The organism is Virgisporangium aurantiacum, assembly GCF_016863635.1.
GTDB classification, from domain to species: Bacteria; Actinomycetota; Actinomycetes; order Mycobacteriales; family Micromonosporaceae; genus Virgisporangium; species Virgisporangium aurantiacum.
In genome coordinates, this window is the sequence record NZ_BOPG01000126.1 from 1 (window position 1) to 15,581 (window position 15,581).

The window sequence follows — 15,581 nt, forward strand, 5'->3', positions numbered from 1 at the left end:
CCTAGTTGGGCGCTGCCATACTACGAGATCCTCATGGCGTCGCCGGCCGACGCCGCGCTCGCCACGCGTGGCATCACCCGCCATGACGCGGTGCGGGTGGAGGTCTCCTTCACGGTGCTCGGGCGGTTGGTCGCGGTACGTCGCTGTTGGCCCTGCTGCACCGACGGACGACAGGCGACCTCGCAGCGGAGGGACTGCGCGCGGTAGAGCTTCCCTTCGACCTCCACCCATCGTCGAGGTCGCCTGGTCGCATCCGAGCAGGCAGCTCGATCCCGGGCATCGCTGGCTGGTCGATCTGATCGTCAGCAAGGCACGCGAACTCGACGGGACGGGCGATCGGCCGTACGTCGTGCGGTGAACGGGCCGGGCCCACCTGCCGGCCGGCACGCCCGGGCCCTGCGCAACGCCGGGCGAGCGTGGTTGCTGCTCCACGAGTACGTCGAGGCCGAGCGGTGCCTTCAGCAGGCGTTGGTGTACTTCCGTACGGCCAACGACAGGGTTGGTCAGGGTTCCGCGCTGGCATCGCTCGGACATGTTCGGGTCTGGACCTGCTGCTATCAGGAAGGCATCGATCTCGCACGTCGGGCGCTGGACCTGCTGACGCCCATCGACAACTGGCCCGGTTACTACATTTCGCTGGACACGCTCGCCGCCGCATACCTGAAGACCGGCCGCCCTGGCGATGCAGCCGAACTGTGGCAGCAGGCCCACGAGATGTCCCTCACGCGCCGGGACCGCGAGCGCGTGGTTCGCACCATCCACAATCTCGGCGTCGCCTACCAGCCCTCGACCGCTTCGACGATGCGCTGCGCTGCCTGCTGAGCGGCCTGGAGTCGATCCGCCGGACCGGTGTGCGCCGCAGCGAAGGCAGTTCCCACCGCCATCTCGGCGTCGTGTACCGACTCACCGGCCGGCTGGTCGAAGCCGAACAGCACATCCATGTGGCCTGACCAGGGCTCACCGTGCACCTGTGCTCGCTGTGGAACGCCACGGCTGTGCGGACCGGCCTTGCCGCGCTCCCCGCAGCGGATGGTGTCGCTACAGGGCCGAGGCTTTTGCGTAGGAAACGCTGTGTCATCGGCGGATCCGGGTGCCGTGCACGCGTCCTCACCCGCGACCGACGTCTACGTAGGTGACCGCTTGCGGGCGGGACAACGCGCACGGTCGGCGGCATGAACGCGCGCTGCCGAGCGCTCGTTGGGCTGGATCTTCACGGGCCGTCCGAGCGGTCATTCGGATCGAGCGGGGCATTTGTGGGTGATGGTTCTATGCTGCGCTGATGGAGCGGGTGGATCTCTCCGGCGCGGGCCCGTTTCCCGACGATGCGTTCCCGGACGGGTACTGGACCCAGGATGGGGTCAGCCCGAGCCCGGGTGTGCTGGTGGCGACCGGAACGATCGGTGACGACTACGGCCGTCCGCGCAACCGGGTGCTGGTGGCTCAGGGCGCGGCTGCTGCCCAGTTCGGCTTCTCGGGCGACGTGGGTATCTCCGTTGACGCGAGCCCTGACGGCCGGGCGTACGTCCTTGGGCAGGACCGGGGAACGGTCATCGGCTTCGACTGGCGTGCTGACTGCGGCGAGGCGTTGCGGGCATCGCGACAGCTCATCGCCAACCCCGCAGCCGCTCGGATCGGGCCGCTGCGCCGCATCCGCGTCCTCGGTGCCGATGTGGTCTGCGCCGGAACCGCCGGCCAGGCGTACCGCCTCGACGGCACCGCGTTCGTAGCCCTGCCCGAACTGCGCATCGACGGGCAGCCCGCCTTCATCGAGGATGTGGCCGGCAACGGAGCGCGTGATCTGGTTGCGGTGACCCTGGACCGTGCCGCGGCCTGGTTCGACGGGTCCCGCTGGCACGAACTGGACCTGCCGGCCGAGGTCAAATGTGAGCGGATCAACCTCAACGGCATCTGCGCCGTCGGGGCCGACCGCTATGCCATCGCCGGTGCCCACGGCACCATCCTGATCGGCACCCAGCAGTCGTGGTCGATCGTGCGTTGCCCCCGCGACGTGACCTACTACTCCGTCGCGGCCCACCGAGACGTCATCTACGCCGCCCACATCGGCGGCATCGACACGGTGACCGGGCACGAGACGACCCCGCTATCCATACCCGACCTCGGCCCGCACCAGTTCGGCACGCTGTCTGCCGGCACCGACGGCCTCTGGTCCTTCGCCGGACAGACGATCGGCATCCTCACCGACACGGGCTGGCACACCGTGTTCTCCTGCCCCGCCCCCAGCTCATGATCGGCGCGCCGGTGCGGCTGTTGCACAATCGGACGCTTCCGGATGCCAACCCGTGTCCTGGTTGCGGCAGCACAACTACCGCGCGCGATCTGCGGCTAGATGAGGGCGGCGCTGGCTGTCCGTTGGGCCGGCTCAAGTGCGGGGATTGTTTCCTCGGTGGCGCGGCCACGGCGTCGCGATCGGCATCCTATTTGCCCGAGGCGGCGATCATTCGCTTAGGTGCTGTGAGTCGCCACGCCTCGGTGATGAGTTCGGTGAACCTGTCATGGGTGACACCGCCCAACCGCACCACCACCCAGCCGAAACGGCCGACATTGCCCACCGGCGTGAAGACCTGCGGGTCGGCAGCGGCGAGAGCCGCTCGCTCGGCAGCGGTCGTCTTGATCGATACCCAGCCGTCCATGTTGAGGTATGCGAAGCCCTTGCCTCGCACCTTGAGCCCTATCCTGTCGCGGCTGTAGACGGTCTGCTCAACGCCGGGCAGTCCTAACGCGATTCCGAGCGCCTCGGCAACGTTGATCCCGTGCCGGTCGACGCCCTGACCCCTGCGCCCCTCGTCGTTTCGTTCCATGTGGACGGTTGTATCACGAGCGTCGGTGGACGCTCTCCCGTGACGTTGCCGCCCGACGCGACCGGGTCAACCCCCGCGCCGTCAAACGCCCCATCAGCCCCTACAAATCCAAAGCCAACACCGAGCCACAGACCAGCACCAACGTCAGCTATACGATCATCACCATCGATGCAGGAGGCCCTTAAGGGCTGGAGCCCTCGACCGAGGTGAGAGCGACATGAGTGCGCTGGCTCCCACCCTCGAGGCGTTCTTCACCCAGCGGCTGGCAGCCCAGCGATGCCAGCCCTCACACGATCTCGGCCTACCGTGACGCCTGGCGGCTGCTGCTGACCTTCGCACGGGACCGGGTCAGGAAGGCGCCCTCCCAACTCGACTTCGTCGACCTGGACGCCAGATTGGTCAGCGCGTTCCTCACCTCCCTGGAGGCCGAGCGCGGCAACAGCGCGTCCACGCGCAACGCCAGGCTGACCGCGATCCGCTCGCTGTTCCGCTACGCCGCGACGCTTCATCCCGAACACGCCGGGCTGATCATGCGAGTGCTCGCGATCCCGTCCAAACGGCACGACCAGACCATGATCTGTTTCCTCAACCCGGACGAGGTTGACGCCCTGCTCGCCGCACCCAACCCCGACACCTGGCACGGCCGACGCGACCACGCCCTCCTCACCCTGACTGTCCAAACAGGACTACGGGTGTCCGAGCTGACCAGCCTCACGATCAGCGACATCCATCTGGGCGCAGGGGCAAACGTGCACTGCTTCGGCAAAGCGGTCGCGCTCCTCCTTCGGGTCCTGCAGATTGGGGCGTCGACGTTCTGCGGCTGGGCGTCGAAGGCCGCGGCGCCGTGTGAGCGGGACGAGGTCGACCGGGGCCTGCTGTCCATCATCTTCGAGATCTGGACCGCGTCCGGGTGGCACCTACGGCGCGGACCGGGTCCACCAACAGCTACGCCACGACGGGATCCGGGCGTAAGCGGGTCGAGCGGCTGATGGCGGCACAGGGTTGGCAGGGGGCGTTCCTGCGCCGTGGCTGGCGCGGCGGGTCGACGAAGCAGAACCCGGCGCCCACGCCGGCGCCGGACCGGGTCAACCGCAACTTCACCGCGGTCGCACCGAACCGGTTGTGGGTCGCCGATGCCACCCGGATCCCTTGTGGCGAAGGGGTTTTCTGGCTCGCCCTGATGGAGAACTTCTTCTCCACCCTGAAGATCGAACTCGTCTACCGCCGAACGTGGCGAACCCGCGACGAAGCCGAAAACGCGATCTTCGCCTACATCGACGGCTGGTACAACACCCGCCGCATCGAACACGAACTCGGCTACCTCAGCCCCACGAGTACGAAGCCGCCTGGCATCTCACCCAGGCAGCTATCGTCCAGCCTGAGCCAACCGGCGGCAGGTAGCAACCACTCCGCGAAAGCGGGGGGACCTCACCCATAGCGACGGGCCATTCAACGCCGGGTGCGTTTCCTTGGGCGGTCCTAAATCTCGAGCCACCGGAGACCGGGACTGCCCAGACCCATGACGTCAACAACGGCGGAACGCTGTGGTCGATGGATCTCGGCTCGGCGCCTGCGTGCAGGAAGGCCCGCCACTGGGTGTCCACACCGGCGGCGCCAGCCCGAGCGCGGCTCCGGCGAGAACGCGCTGGATGGTGCCAGCCCCGACTCGGTAGCCGGAGCCGACCAGCTCATCCCGGATCCTGTGGATGCTCGGCGATCACCCTGGATTACTCGACAGCAATGAGATTCTCCTCCAGGGCATGCGTACGTCAGCGGAGATCATCGCGGCCGAGCATCAATCCTTCGACAAAGTCTGGTACGTCCGAGGCCTGATCCGTGAAGAAGCGGCGGAACAGGCCCGGCGGTCAGCCGCGGGGATTCCGATGCCAGTATCGGCAATCGTCCATACGGTCCGCCTATGCGCGGCGCCCGCCCGCGTCGCCGCCACCGCTGTTGTCGCCGCCGCCATCGGTGTCGTGTTCGTGGTGTGCGGTGATAGTGATGGCCCCCCGCCGACCGGGTGTGCTCGACCGCGTTGCCGAGCAGGTCGTCGGCGACCCTCGGCCCGGCGTTGGTCGCGCTGGTTGTCACGGTCTCTGGTGCCGCCGCTGGTGGGCGGGACACGCTCTGCACCCAGGCGCGTCACGCTGCCGTCTCTACGGCCACGCAGGCGCCTATCTGCCTGTATCCGCACGGGTTATCCCGCCGTTGAGCACTGTTCCGACGCGTCCGTCACCCGAGTCTCTGACGGGCAAGGTCAAACCGTCAGGCGAGCGCTCCGGGGTGGGAGTCGCCGCCCAGTAGCCGTGTCCGATGGCCGTTCACAGTCGTTGATGGTGCGTCGATCGGCTGCCCGATCGACCGTCGTGATGGTCCACGATCAGCGGGCGGAGTCATGGTCGCAGCCCGGACGAGTGTGGTGCACCGTCACCGCGTGACGGTGTCCGGCGCCCCGGACGGGGCGACCGTTGATCTTTGCGCACGGTTATTGCATCGACCAGCCTATCGATGACACAACCCAGGTTCATCGCGGCGGGCAGGGCGTGGGGCCTGGCACGGCGCTGCTCGCTGCGGCGCTGGCCTTGGCCGTCGCCGCTGTTCTCCGGCCTGGGCGGACGCAGGGTCGGTGGAGGGCGGCGGCGATCCGTGAGATAGTTCGCGATCGTGGGAATTGACATCCCGAGTGCCGACTGGCAGTCCATGCCCATGCAGGACGCGGTCGACGAATTCGGTTTCGCCGACGACATCGAGTGCTTCTTCCTGGACGAACCGACCAACGACGCGCTGCTCCACCGGGGAGACCTCGTCGTGCCCGGCCCGCTGGCCGTCGACGGCGACGAAATCCAGTTGCACGCCATCGACGGCAGGCTCACCGTCAAGGACGCATTCAGCTTCCAGAACGTCGACGTGTACGCGGCTCTGTGCGCCACCGGATCGGTCACCGCGCAGAGCATGACCTGCATCTGGGACGTGCAATTCGTCATCGCTGGTTCGGTCAACGTCGAACGACATCCTGGTCACCCAGCTGACCGATGCGGGCGGGTTCACCGTCCGGGGCGCTCTGACGGCGGGGAACTGGCTACAGATCGACGACCGGGGAACACTCGCCATCGACGGGGCCTGTGTCGGCGCTGCGGTACTCGCCAGAAGACGGGCAGGCGGGGCCGTCCGCGAGGAGTATCTCCTCGACGCGGAGCGGATCCGTGATGGCTTGTTCGCCGGCCGGCCGGTCCTGCGCTGACCCGGGCAGCGCCATGGCTACTCGGCTGCAGCCGAGTAGCCGCCGAGATTGCGTACCGCACCCGCCCTGTCACGCCAGCCGCCGTTGATCGGTCACACCTGGTGAGCTTCGACCCTCAATTTCTTGGAGCTGTACGCATGGATGACGTCAGTGACTTTGCCCGGTTGAGCCTGAGCTACCAGGATGTGTACGTACGCGACGAAAATCTCGCCGTCGTGCTGGCTTCCGTCGGCGAGTTGGTGGATGCCGGCGTCAATCATACATTTGCCTACTACCGCTACGCGGAGTCATGGTATCTGTACAAGACCGACCGATCAGTTACGTCGGTGTGTTTCCCTAGCGGCGGCGACGACGAGATGGTGTTGTTGAGCGCCGATGGCATGGTCATCCGGCTGATTGAGGGTGGACAGCCCGTGGAGATCATCGATGACAGCGATGAGGGTCCAAGCGATCTCGTGACCATGTGGAGTGTGGCAGAGGTCGACCGGTCTTTGTACGCCGTCGGCATGGCCCGCCACGCCTACCGGCAGCACCGTGGCCAGGCCGGCTGGACCCGCATCGACCAGACGTGTTTTGTGCCACGCCGGAGCCTGTCCGCGGCGGTCGGCTTCACCTCGGTTGCCGGCTTCTCGCCGGAGGAGATATATGCGGTGGGCTGGAATGGCGAGATCTGGCGGTTCGACGGCGCGGTGTGGCACCAGGCGCCCAGCCCGACCGGGCTGCTGTTGAAAGGTGTGGTCCGAGACCCCGCCGCAGATGAGGTGGTGGCGGTTGGCTTGGACGGCATCCTGCGTGGCAGGTACGACCGCTGGCGGATCGTCGGGCAGACCGTGACCAAGGCGCTCAACGACGCTGTCGCGTTCCGGGACGTGGTGTACCTGTCCGGCAGCGACGGTGTATACCGTCTCAATGGCGACGCGGTCGAACGAGTTGAGCTCGTGTCGACTGGTGAGGTGACGACATCAAGCCTCGCCGCTGGCGGCGGCGTGTTGTGGTCGGCCGGACGATCAGACCTGTTCCGTACCGGCGACGGTGTCAACTGGGAGCGCATCGACAACCCCTGATGCATGACCTGGCCGGCCCCTTCCGGCCCGATCGTCAAGCACGACGCACCGCTGCCGAACCGGTCCACGAACGCCGCACCGATGGGTGCTGGCCACCAGCCGCTCCGTCGCCGTGGACATCACGTGCCCCTTGGTAGCCGGCCCACGACGACCGGGACTACGCCGCCTGAGATGTTTGTCGGAGCGGGTTCCGGCTCTCGTTGGAGTCTCGCAGCGTGCGGCGGCCCGCCGGCGGCGTTCGACTTGGACCTTGGACCGGGCAAGAGCCGGAATCGGTACCATGACCAACGTCAGCTCGCGTTCGTGTGGTTCGGTGACCTGGATGCTGGTATGAGTGGCATCTTGCTGGAGGCTGTCCCGGCCGCATGACTCCTCCGGTTTCCAACCGATTGGAGAGTCCGGGTGCACACCAGCGGTCAGGATGGCGGGCCATCGTCTGCGGCAGCCAGCAGCGTCTGGATCTCGTCGCGTTCGAACTGGGCGGACATCGACCGTGTCCGGACCTGCACCAGGTCGATGGGGAGCCGCCCCTGGTGGTCCCGCGCAGCCGGATCGGCTCCGCGACTGACCAGCAGCCGTACCTTGTCGGCCTCATTCGTCTGCACTGCCAGATGCAGTGCGGTCCGGCCGTCGGCCCCCGCAGCGTTCGGATCGGCGCCCCGATCGAGACACCAGGCGGTAACGGTGGTGGAGTAGGGTCCGCCAGCTGCATGTCGAAGCGTCGCGTTCAGGTCGGCATCGTGCCCGGCCAGCAGTTCGAGCATTGCCGGCCGGGCGTCGTAGGCGGCCACGAGGATCGGCTGTGTACCCGTCCCATCGACCATGTTCGGGTCGGCACCGCTGCGCAGGCACCACTCGGCGGCCGCAACGATTCCCACCTCGACCGCAGTGTGCAGCATCGTGTTCACGTCGGCGCCGTGGTCCACCAACAGGTCGAACATGGCCCGGTTGTCCGCCCAGACAGACGAGTCCAGGATCGACCGGGAGCCGGCGCACACGTCCACACTCATGCCGTCAGCCAAGCACCGCTGCACTACATCGACGCGTCCCGCGTAGCCGGCCGCGACGAACAACCGCCCGCGCAGATCATCGTCGGTACCGGCGAGGGCGGACGGCACATCGACAAAACAGCCGACGAGGTCGAATACGTGCCGGTTCAGCAGGTCCACCGAGTCGAACTCCAGCGCGTAACTCAACGCGTCCCGCCCCTGCCCGTCACAGAGTCGCGGATCGGCTCCATGGGCCAGCAGCGCCCGCACCCCGGCCACGTGTTTGTCCCGGGCGGCCCGCGTCAATACAGTCTGCCCGGACATGCTCCGCGCGCTCGGATCGGCACCCCGAGCGAGGAGCTCTTCAACCAGCTCCGGGGCCGCATCCACGCAGGACACCGCGTGGTGCAGGACCGTCAACCCCTCATCGTCGGCGGCGTCGGCCGCCGCGCCGCGCTCCAGCAACAGGCGCACCGCCGCCAGGATGTGCTCCTGGTTCGCCTTGGCCGACAACGCCCACACCCCGGTCAACAGCGGCGTCCGGCCGGCCGCGTCGCGGATGTCGATGGCACCACCACGGTCGAGGATCCACGCACAGGCGTCAGCATGACCGTAGTACGCGGCCATTCCCAACAGACTCGTGCCGTCACGAGCCTGGGCGTCGACATCCCGAACACGCTGTACGGCCACCAGCGCCGCAGCGTAATCCTGACTCTTGCGGAAGACCGACTCATACGACGCTCGAACTGCCACGCCTATTTCTACCATCACTGCACAAGCCGAGGATCCGACCGGAGTGTCAACGGGCATCAACTGCGCTGGACGAAGGCGTGGCGCCGAAGGTTCCTGCCCGAGGCTCGGCCGGTATTCGGGCGGCGTAGGTACCACCGAGCCACTTGGCCGTCGCGGCCGAGTTTGCGCCGATGCGTACACAGTCATCGCGCTCTGGCTCGGGAACGAATCTCCTGTGACAACGCAGATCCACCTGCACGCAGACATGGCGTTCAAGGAACGTGCTCTCGCTCGAACCACGCCACCGCACAGCAAGACCGGCCGCTACAGGCACCGGATACCCTCTGCTCACCTTCCTCGATGGCCACTGACACGGAACGGCGCCAGGCTATGCCGCGCTTCCAGTTCCGAAAGGCCGTTCAGCGATCGGCATCCGAACGGCGGCATTACCGGTGCTGCGGCATAATCCGACCGGATGCTGGTGGCCTGGGCGACCGTGCACGCCGCTGTCGTCACGCCAACCGCGCCGATGTCTGGTGTGCAGGCCAAACACCGTCATACATCGCGCCGTGACCGCGGCGGTGTTCCGCGGCGGTGTTCCGCGGTGAGCGACAACCCGGCCGTGAGGTGACCGGCCCGTGCGTGCATAGCAGCGCGTCGGTGAACTCGATCAACGCATCCGCCGGCGCGGTCAGACACCGGTGGAACTCCGTCCGGAACCCGGCGAGCGCATTTCTGGCCACGCCGACAGGCAGGCTGGGCAACCTGAGCCCGCCCAGATAGTTCATAATCGTGGCCCACGGCCACCGTCCTTGCCCTTCGCGTCCTTGCCGGGAACCGAAGGATCATCAGACGGTGGCTGCCTTCTACCCACTCGACACGCCGCATCGATACACGGGAATGAGAAACACCGGACCGCCGAGGTTAGGAACAAGCTCAGTGGACGTTCGCCCGCAAGTTCTACCGTGCTGCCGGCGTCGACGAGCTTCTCGTCGCCATGACGAAACCCTGCCCACTCTGACGTAGCGCACCGCGCAGGTCGTCGTGCTCGCCGTAGAAGCTGTCCGCCACTACCGCCCGGCAGACCACACCGGCAGCGAGCGCTTCGGCGATCAGATCGGCGGCGATCGCCAACTTGGTCCGGAACCCGGGATCGGCCTGCTTGTGGGGGAAATGGGAGGCCGGGGTGTAGGGCTGCGTGTGCGGCGGATAGTAGATGCGTTCGTCGGCCCACACGGTGGTCACGGTGACGATGCCGTTGTCGGTCTTGCCGTACCGGCCGAACCACTGCCGCCCGACGTGCGCCGTTGCGGTGCCGTCCTTGCGGTCGCCGGAGTCGTCGATCGCGATCACGCCACGGCCGTGCGACGCGGTCGCCGGGTCGTTCACCAATAGTTCCAGCCGCCGCCGGTTGATCTCGTCGGCATCCCAGGTGGATTGCGACAGGAAGTACTGCAACCGTTGCACCGCAGCATGCTGCGCGCCGATGACCAGTTCCGCCCCAGCCAGGCCGGTCAAGGTCTTGTTGCGATCACGGGGCGCGAGCAGGCCGGTCAGATACTCCCGGAACCCCGCCGCTGCGCCAGCCGGGAGAACAACTCGTCAAAACACGCCACGTAGCCCTCCAACGGACCCGCAGCCAGCGGACACACCGCACGAACCACCCGGCACCCCGACGCTCGACAGAACACCTGCCGAACGCAACGCCACACACCACAGAACGGTTACGAAGGCGACAAACTACCACTAGGACACCGACACGTCCGGAGAGGCAACGCCGGCATGCCTCACCCTCCGAGCGGTCGGCGCTACTCGCCGTGGTCGTGCGCGCGATGCCGACGCCGCGCCCTCGGCTCGGACAAGGTGCGGACTCTGTCCGGCCAGCGGGCATGTCAGCGTCGCTGACATTCCGGTTTGCCCCCACCTGCTCGCGGTCGAGGGAGTGAACGGTGTTCTACGGGCCGGCACGGTGTGCGGACAGGCGTAGATTCCCGTAGTGTCCGCCTCCGCGCGGCGGTTACCGGATAGGACGGCTGATGCTCAACGCTTACGACGCGACTGTCGAGACCCTCTCTGAGCTGTGGAGGACCGACGAGTTTTCCACCATGGACTTCATACCCATGAAGCCACCATTCACCGAGCCGATCCTACAAATCGCCTGGCATATCCGTGCCGAACCACGACGGCACCTTCATGTGCAAACAATCGGCCTCAGCGAACTCCTGGACAAGGAAACCGCAGATCCGACCCGCAGCGGGTTCGGCGTGGAACTATCGCTACGCCTGGCGCTCGACGCAGACGACCAACTGACCGAGTGGCCACGTGGCGGAACCCTGACCGAGTGGCCGCGTGGCAGCGTCGGAACCTTGCAGACACTGGGACGGGTGTTCTTCGGTGCTCGCCGCAGGCCCGACTTCGACGGCATCGTCCCGTGTGCCACGCCCTACTCTGCGGACTCGGCCATTACTGGACTTCGGTGGTCGGACCTGTCGTTTGAGGACTCGGCCGTCGAAGTGACGGGTGATGGCTGTTTCGCCAAGGCCGTCGCTGGCACTGCGCCGTTCGAGTTCACCCAGTTGGCTCCTGGGATACACGGCGTTGCCGGTAACGCAACGGGGCTGGTATTCGACAAGGATCCGGAACTCGACCCGATCGAGTGCGCGACCGGTCGGCTCGAATTCTGGAGTGTCCTCGGCCACCGACTCCGAGCCGACGACCCGGGTACCGATGTCGTCGCCCGCACCCGCATGTACCTGGTCGGCGCGATGCATCCACGAGACGTAGACGAGTGGACGTTGCCCGCGCTGTGAGCCTGGCAGCGGCGGTCTGCGGAATGTCGTACAGCGTGCGGCCCGGCAACCGGGTGAGCGACCGTGCGGTTGCGCATCTCGCCGTTGTACGCGTCGAACCTGCCCAGTACCAGCGCGACCTGACAGCCGACGGCGGCGGCGCGATACCCGTGCCTACATCATCGCCAGGCCGCCTCGAACGGACCCCAGTCCGCTGGGCCTGACCAACGACGAGATCGGCGAGCGGCTCTTCCTGTCCCCGATGACCGTCAGACCCATGCGAACCGGGCCATGGCGAAACTCGGCGCCCGCGACCGAGCGCAACTCGGCGTCATCGCCTACCAGAGCGGCCGGATCCGAGCCGGTGATCCCGGACCGCAACAGCGCAGTCGTCGCCCGCGGCAGCCCGAGCGGACCTCGATGACCTGCCCATGCGTCAACTCCGACCGGTCATCGACCGGGCGCAGGCCATCGATGGCATCCCGGATCCTCAGCCGGGAACTGAACCCCGCCACCACCGGCAACGACCCCAGCAACTTCTGCACCGAAGGCCACCCGAACCGCGCACGTTGTCTCACAGCCCGGCAGACTCCCATCGACCACACCCACGACCAACCACCCGCGGAACACCGGGGCTAGGAGACGAGCGGGCTGCCACCGGCAGCGACGTGCTCGAGCAGTGCCCGCGTGTCGACCCGCCCGACGGTCCAGGACTCGTTGTCGCCGGTGTCGACCACCGCCGGCGGCACGCGCGCGGCCAACTCGTCGAGCTGCCGATGTAGTTCGGGTGAGTCGTGTCGGTAGGTGTTCTCGTCCGCGACGAACTCGGCCTCGATCCGGCCGATGACTATGTCGTGCTGCTGGGTGTTGACCAACAGGCGGGTCCGCAGCGTGTCGGTGACGCCGAGGAGGCCCGCGCTGTAGTAGCCGAGGACGAACTCGGCGTCGAGGTTGCGGGCCAACACGTCGCCCTCACCCCAAACGGTGCGTGTGGTCAGGGTGCCGGCCACGATGATGTGGGCGGTCTCGTCGACGGAGATGGAGTTGGCGTGCAGGTCGCCGAGGACGATCAGTGCCTCGCCGTCGTACATGTCGACTCCCCCCGCAACGTGGAGATCACCGGCGACGACGCGTTCGAACTCGTCCGCTCCGATCGGTTCGATTTCCGCGGCGTTCCCGGACGCGTCGGCGGTGAATCCGGGAGCGGTGTACACGAGCCGCGCGAGGGCATAGGCGACGTGGCCGCACGGGGCCGCGGTGAACAGCCCGGAGAGGTCGTCACCGTCCCACTGTCGCAGGCACCCGCGAAGCTCGTCGAATACGTTGCCCCCGATGCACTCCGCGGTGATGACGTGGTCGGCGCGCAGCTGCGGCTCCATCGTTGCCAGGTGGGCGGCGAGGTGATCCGAATTCATGGCCGTAAGGGTACCGGCCGACCACCGACGACTGGCATGCCCGATCGGCCCGGCCGACTGCTACCCAGATGCGGGTCGGTAAGCCGCCGTTCAGGGCGGGGTGAATGCCCGCGCGGGAGGGCCGCCAGGCCTGACGTCGTGGGGTTCATCGTTCTTGGCGAGCCTGTGCTGCCCGGCATGGTCCGCCCCGCCGGTGTCGATGTCGACATCGACGGTTGCGACCCGACCGAGCGGCGCGCACGTACGCGCGGGTCGTCGCCCCACAGATCACCATGTGTTCGCCCCTACCTGCAGGCCGGATATCGCTCCCCAGGGGGCGCGACGCCGGCCAGGCCCATGTCGCCGCAGGCGAGGGCCAGGCATACGCGACCGGCGACGAGCCGATCGTGTTCGCCGGGTTCGAGATCACCAACTGCGAGGTCGGGCATCCGACCGGGCTGATCGCGACGAGCAGAGCGTGGGGCCTGGTACGGCGGTGCTCGCCGCGGCGCTGGTCGCCGTCCTGCTCCGCGCCTGAGCGGAAGCAGGGGTCGGCACTGGGCGGCGGTCCATGGATATAGTCCGTGGACATGGGAATCGACATCCCGGGTGCCGACTGGCAGCCCATGCCCGTGCAGGACGCGGTCGACGAGTTCGGCCTCGCCGACGACATCGAGTGCTTCTTCCTCGACGAGCCGACCAACGACGCCCTGGTTCACCGGGGTGACCTCGTCGTGCCCGGTCCGTTGGCGATCGACGGCGAGGACATCCAGTTGCATGTCATTGATGGCAGTCTCACCGTCAAGGATGCGTTCAGCTTCCAGAACGTCGACGTGTACGCGGCTCTGTGCGTCACTGGCTCGGTCACCGCGCGGAGCATGACCTGCATATGGGACATCCAATTCGTGGTCGGTGGGTCGGTCAACGTCGATGACCTTCTGATCACCCAGTTGACCGATGCGGGCTGGTTCGCCGTCCGGGCCGGACTGACGGCCGGGAGCTGGCTACAGATGGACGACCGGGGAATACTCGCCATCAACGGGCCAGTGTCGGCGCTGCGATATTCGGCAGAGGACGCGCAGGCGGCCGTCCGCGAGGAGTATCTCTTCGACGTAGAGCGCATCCGCGACGGCTTGTTCGCAGGCCGGCCGGTCCTGCGCTGACCGGCCGCGCAACGGCCATGCTCCTCGTACGGGGCCAGCAACGCCGAAACTGAGCAGAGCAACGACAAGGACACAAGCTCGACGACGCAAGACGTTGGATGACGGCGCGGGGAGCAGCCCAACGCCCGCGCGCTCACACAGGTGTCGGTGCTGGACACGTCGCCGGACCATTGTCTGAGCCGAGTGGCAGGGTGCAGCCTGACGCCCAGCCCGACCGGATGCGCCTGTTGAGGTGGGGCGCGTACGGTTGCCCTTGTGACTCCACGGCCCCGGGACCGAAAGCGCACCATCCGGGCTGTCGCGACAAGGTTGTTCCGCGCGCACGGATTCGCGCGGGTGGGCCTTGCCGAGATCGCCGAGGTGGTGGGTATCTCGGCGCCCGCGCTGTACAAGCACTTTCGCAGCAAACAGGACCTCTTGTGTGCGCTGTTGGAGGACGAGTTGGCGGCCCTCGATGAGGCCCTGGCCGTTGGGGGCGGCGACATTTACGACGCACTCGCCACGTTCGCGGCTGAGCGCACCGCCTTCGGTGTGTTGTGGCAGCGGGAACGTCCGAAGGTGGACTCAGCGGATCGGGCACGGTTCGACGAGCGCATGGCGGCTTTGAGAGATCGCGTGACAATCGGTACAACGGGCGAGCCTGTGCTGACCCGGGCGATGCTGTCGGTGGTCGAATCGACGACGTACTACGCGGACAGGCCGGATCGGACTGCTCAGCGCGCGGCGCTACGCAACATCCTGGTTGCCGTCGGTGGCACGTCCGGCCTCACGACGGTCTGTCCTCCCGTGGTGGCGGCCAGTGGGCCGTTGCTGTCCGCCCGCCCGTGGCTGTCCCGTCGTCAGGCGATTCTTATTTTGGCGCCGCAGCTGACTCAGGTCCGTGGTGGCTACGACGATGTCACGATGGAGGACTTGGGCACTGCGGCGGGTATGAGCGGCGCCGCCGCCTACCACTATTTCCCGTCCAAAGCAGACGTTTTTCAGGCCGCCTTCGCCCAGGCCGCGTCCTGGGGGCAGGCGATGCTGGAACAGGCGTGGACGGCCGCCACGTCTCCCGATGACATGCTCGACCGGGTCCTCGCAGGTGCCGTGCGGCTGTCCAAGGATTTCCCGGCGATCATCCGGACCGCTCTCAACAACACCGTCGAGCTTCCTGAGCCGCAACGCGTCGCTGCCCTCGCCGGCGCCGCGCAGTACACCGGCGAATGGCAGCGTTGCCTTGCTGTAGTGCGTCCGGACCTGTCCAAGGAGGACATCGAGGTGCTGACGTTCGCCGTGCTGGCGATGATCGGCGACCTCGCTGGTCCGACGTCGGGTGACAACGTGGTGGTGCCTGCAGCGGATCTGGTGGTGCTGGCTCGGCGGGTGGTGCTGACTGGCGTCGCGTGAT

Annotated in this window: 13 protein-coding genes and 2 pseudogenes; 11 read left to right on the top strand and 4 right to left on the bottom strand. The window is 67.1% G+C overall.

Annotated features, from left to right (window positions below; all coding sequences use genetic code 11):
- The 3 genes from Vau01_RS60900 to Vau01_RS60910 form a co-directional block, all read left to right on the top strand.
- The coding region (locus Vau01_RS60900; RefSeq protein ID WP_204013965.1) for a hypothetical protein at window positions 1-207 on the top strand (207 nt) is incomplete at its 5' end.
- A 213-nt stretch (window positions 208-420) separates the two neighbouring features.
- A complete protein-coding gene (locus Vau01_RS60905; RefSeq protein ID WP_204013968.1) occupies window positions 421-822 on the top strand; it encodes a tetratricopeptide repeat protein in 402 nt (133 codons plus the stop codon).
- A gap of 457 nt (window positions 823-1,279) precedes the next feature.
- Entirely contained in the window at window positions 1,280-2,248 is a 969-nt protein-coding gene (locus Vau01_RS60910) for a hypothetical protein (RefSeq protein WP_204013971.1), read from the top strand.
- Window positions 2,249-2,435: 187 nt separating this feature from the next.
- On the opposite strand, the gene Vau01_RS60915 is transcribed toward Vau01_RS60910, so the two are convergent.
- A complete protein-coding gene (locus tag Vau01_RS60915; protein ID WP_204013974.1) occupies window positions 2,436-2,819 on the bottom strand; it encodes an MmcQ/YjbR family DNA-binding protein in 384 nt (127 codons plus the stop codon).
- A 221-nt stretch (window positions 2,820-3,040) separates the two neighbouring features.
- Here Vau01_RS60915 and Vau01_RS60920 point away from each other — a divergent pair, with 221 nt between their 5' ends.
- From Vau01_RS60920 to Vau01_RS60935, 4 genes are all read left to right on the top strand, one after another.
- Window positions 3,041-3,808, top strand: coding sequence for a tyrosine-type recombinase/integrase (locus Vau01_RS60920; RefSeq protein WP_204013976.1), 768 nt, complete (start codon window positions 3,041-3,043; stop codon window positions 3,806-3,808).
- A complete protein-coding gene (locus tag Vau01_RS60925; protein ID WP_204013979.1) occupies window positions 3,808-4,257 on the top strand; it encodes an IS3 family transposase in 450 nt (149 codons plus the stop codon). Before Vau01_RS60920 ends, Vau01_RS60925 begins: the two co-directional genes overlap by 1 nt.
- 1,226 nt (window positions 4,258-5,483) lie before the next feature.
- Window positions 5,484-6,026 (top strand): hypothetical protein, encoded by a 543-nt coding sequence (locus Vau01_RS60930; RefSeq protein WP_204013982.1) that lies wholly within the window; start codon window positions 5,484-5,486, stop codon window positions 6,024-6,026.
- 171 nt (window positions 6,027-6,197) lie between these two features.
- Entirely contained in the window at window positions 6,198-7,124 is a 927-nt protein-coding gene (locus Vau01_RS60935) for a hypothetical protein (RefSeq protein WP_204013985.1), read from the top strand.
- Window positions 7,125-7,540: 416 nt separating this feature from the next.
- Here the strand turns inward: Vau01_RS60935 and Vau01_RS60940 are convergent, their stop codons facing one another.
- Window positions 7,541-8,866 (bottom strand): ankyrin repeat domain-containing protein, encoded by a 1,326-nt coding sequence (locus tag Vau01_RS60940; RefSeq protein WP_204013988.1) that lies wholly within the window; start codon window positions 8,864-8,866, stop codon window positions 7,541-7,543.
- A 939-nt stretch (window positions 8,867-9,805) separates the two neighbouring features.
- Window positions 9,806-10,408, bottom strand: a pseudogene (locus tag Vau01_RS60945) (IS701 family transposase); the annotation flags it as partial.
- Between the two features lie 473 nt (window positions 10,409-10,881).
- Between Vau01_RS60945 and Vau01_RS60950 the strand changes: the two are divergent.
- Window positions 10,882-11,655: a suppressor of fused domain protein gene (locus Vau01_RS60950; RefSeq protein ID WP_204014003.1), complete on the top strand. Its 774-nt coding sequence runs from the start codon at window positions 10,882-10,884 to the stop codon at window positions 11,653-11,655.
- 196 nt (window positions 11,656-11,851) lie between these two features.
- Window positions 11,852-11,997, top strand: a pseudogene (locus Vau01_RS64380) (response regulator transcription factor); the annotation flags it as partial.
- Window positions 11,998-12,269: 272 nt separating this feature from the next.
- Here Vau01_RS64380 and Vau01_RS60955 read toward each other — a convergent pair.
- Window positions 12,270-13,049: a hypothetical protein gene (locus Vau01_RS60955; protein ID WP_204014006.1), complete on the bottom strand. Its 780-nt coding sequence runs from the start codon at window positions 13,047-13,049 to the stop codon at window positions 12,270-12,272.
- Window positions 13,050-13,660: 611 nt separating this feature from the next.
- Here Vau01_RS60955 and Vau01_RS60960 point away from each other — a divergent pair.
- Together Vau01_RS60960 and Vau01_RS60965 are read left to right on the top strand one after the other, a co-directional pair.
- Window positions 13,661-14,191: a hypothetical protein gene (locus tag Vau01_RS60960; protein WP_204014009.1), complete on the top strand. Its 531-nt coding sequence runs from the start codon at window positions 13,661-13,663 to the stop codon at window positions 14,189-14,191.
- A 255-nt stretch (window positions 14,192-14,446) separates the two neighbouring features.
- Window positions 14,447-15,580, top strand: coding sequence for a TetR/AcrR family transcriptional regulator (locus Vau01_RS60965; RefSeq protein WP_275424065.1), 1,134 nt, complete (start codon window positions 14,447-14,449; stop codon window positions 15,578-15,580).
- Window position 15,581 lies beyond the last annotated feature (1 nt).

Excerpts from the sequence above, each read along its gene's own strand:
- Vau01_RS60925 (WP_204013979.1), top strand. The coding sequence starts at position 3,808 with ATGGCGGCACAGGGTTGGCAGGGGGCGTTCCTGCGCCGTGGCTGGCGC.
- Vau01_RS60955 (WP_204014006.1), bottom strand. The coding sequence starts at position 13,049 with ATGAATTCGGATCACCTCGCCGCCCACCTGGCAACGATGGAGCCGCAG.
- Vau01_RS60915 (WP_204013974.1), bottom strand. The coding sequence starts at position 2,819 with ATGGAACGAAACGACGAGGGGCGCAGGGGTCAGGGCGTCGACCGGCAC.
- Vau01_RS60935 (WP_204013985.1), top strand. The coding sequence starts at position 6,198 with ATGGATGACGTCAGTGACTTTGCCCGGTTGAGCCTGAGCTACCAGGAT.
- Vau01_RS60910 (WP_204013971.1), top strand. The coding sequence starts at position 1,280 with ATGGAGCGGGTGGATCTCTCCGGCGCGGGCCCGTTTCCCGACGATGCG.
- Vau01_RS60950 (WP_204014003.1), top strand. The coding sequence starts at position 10,882 with ATGCTCAACGCTTACGACGCGACTGTCGAGACCCTCTCTGAGCTGTGG.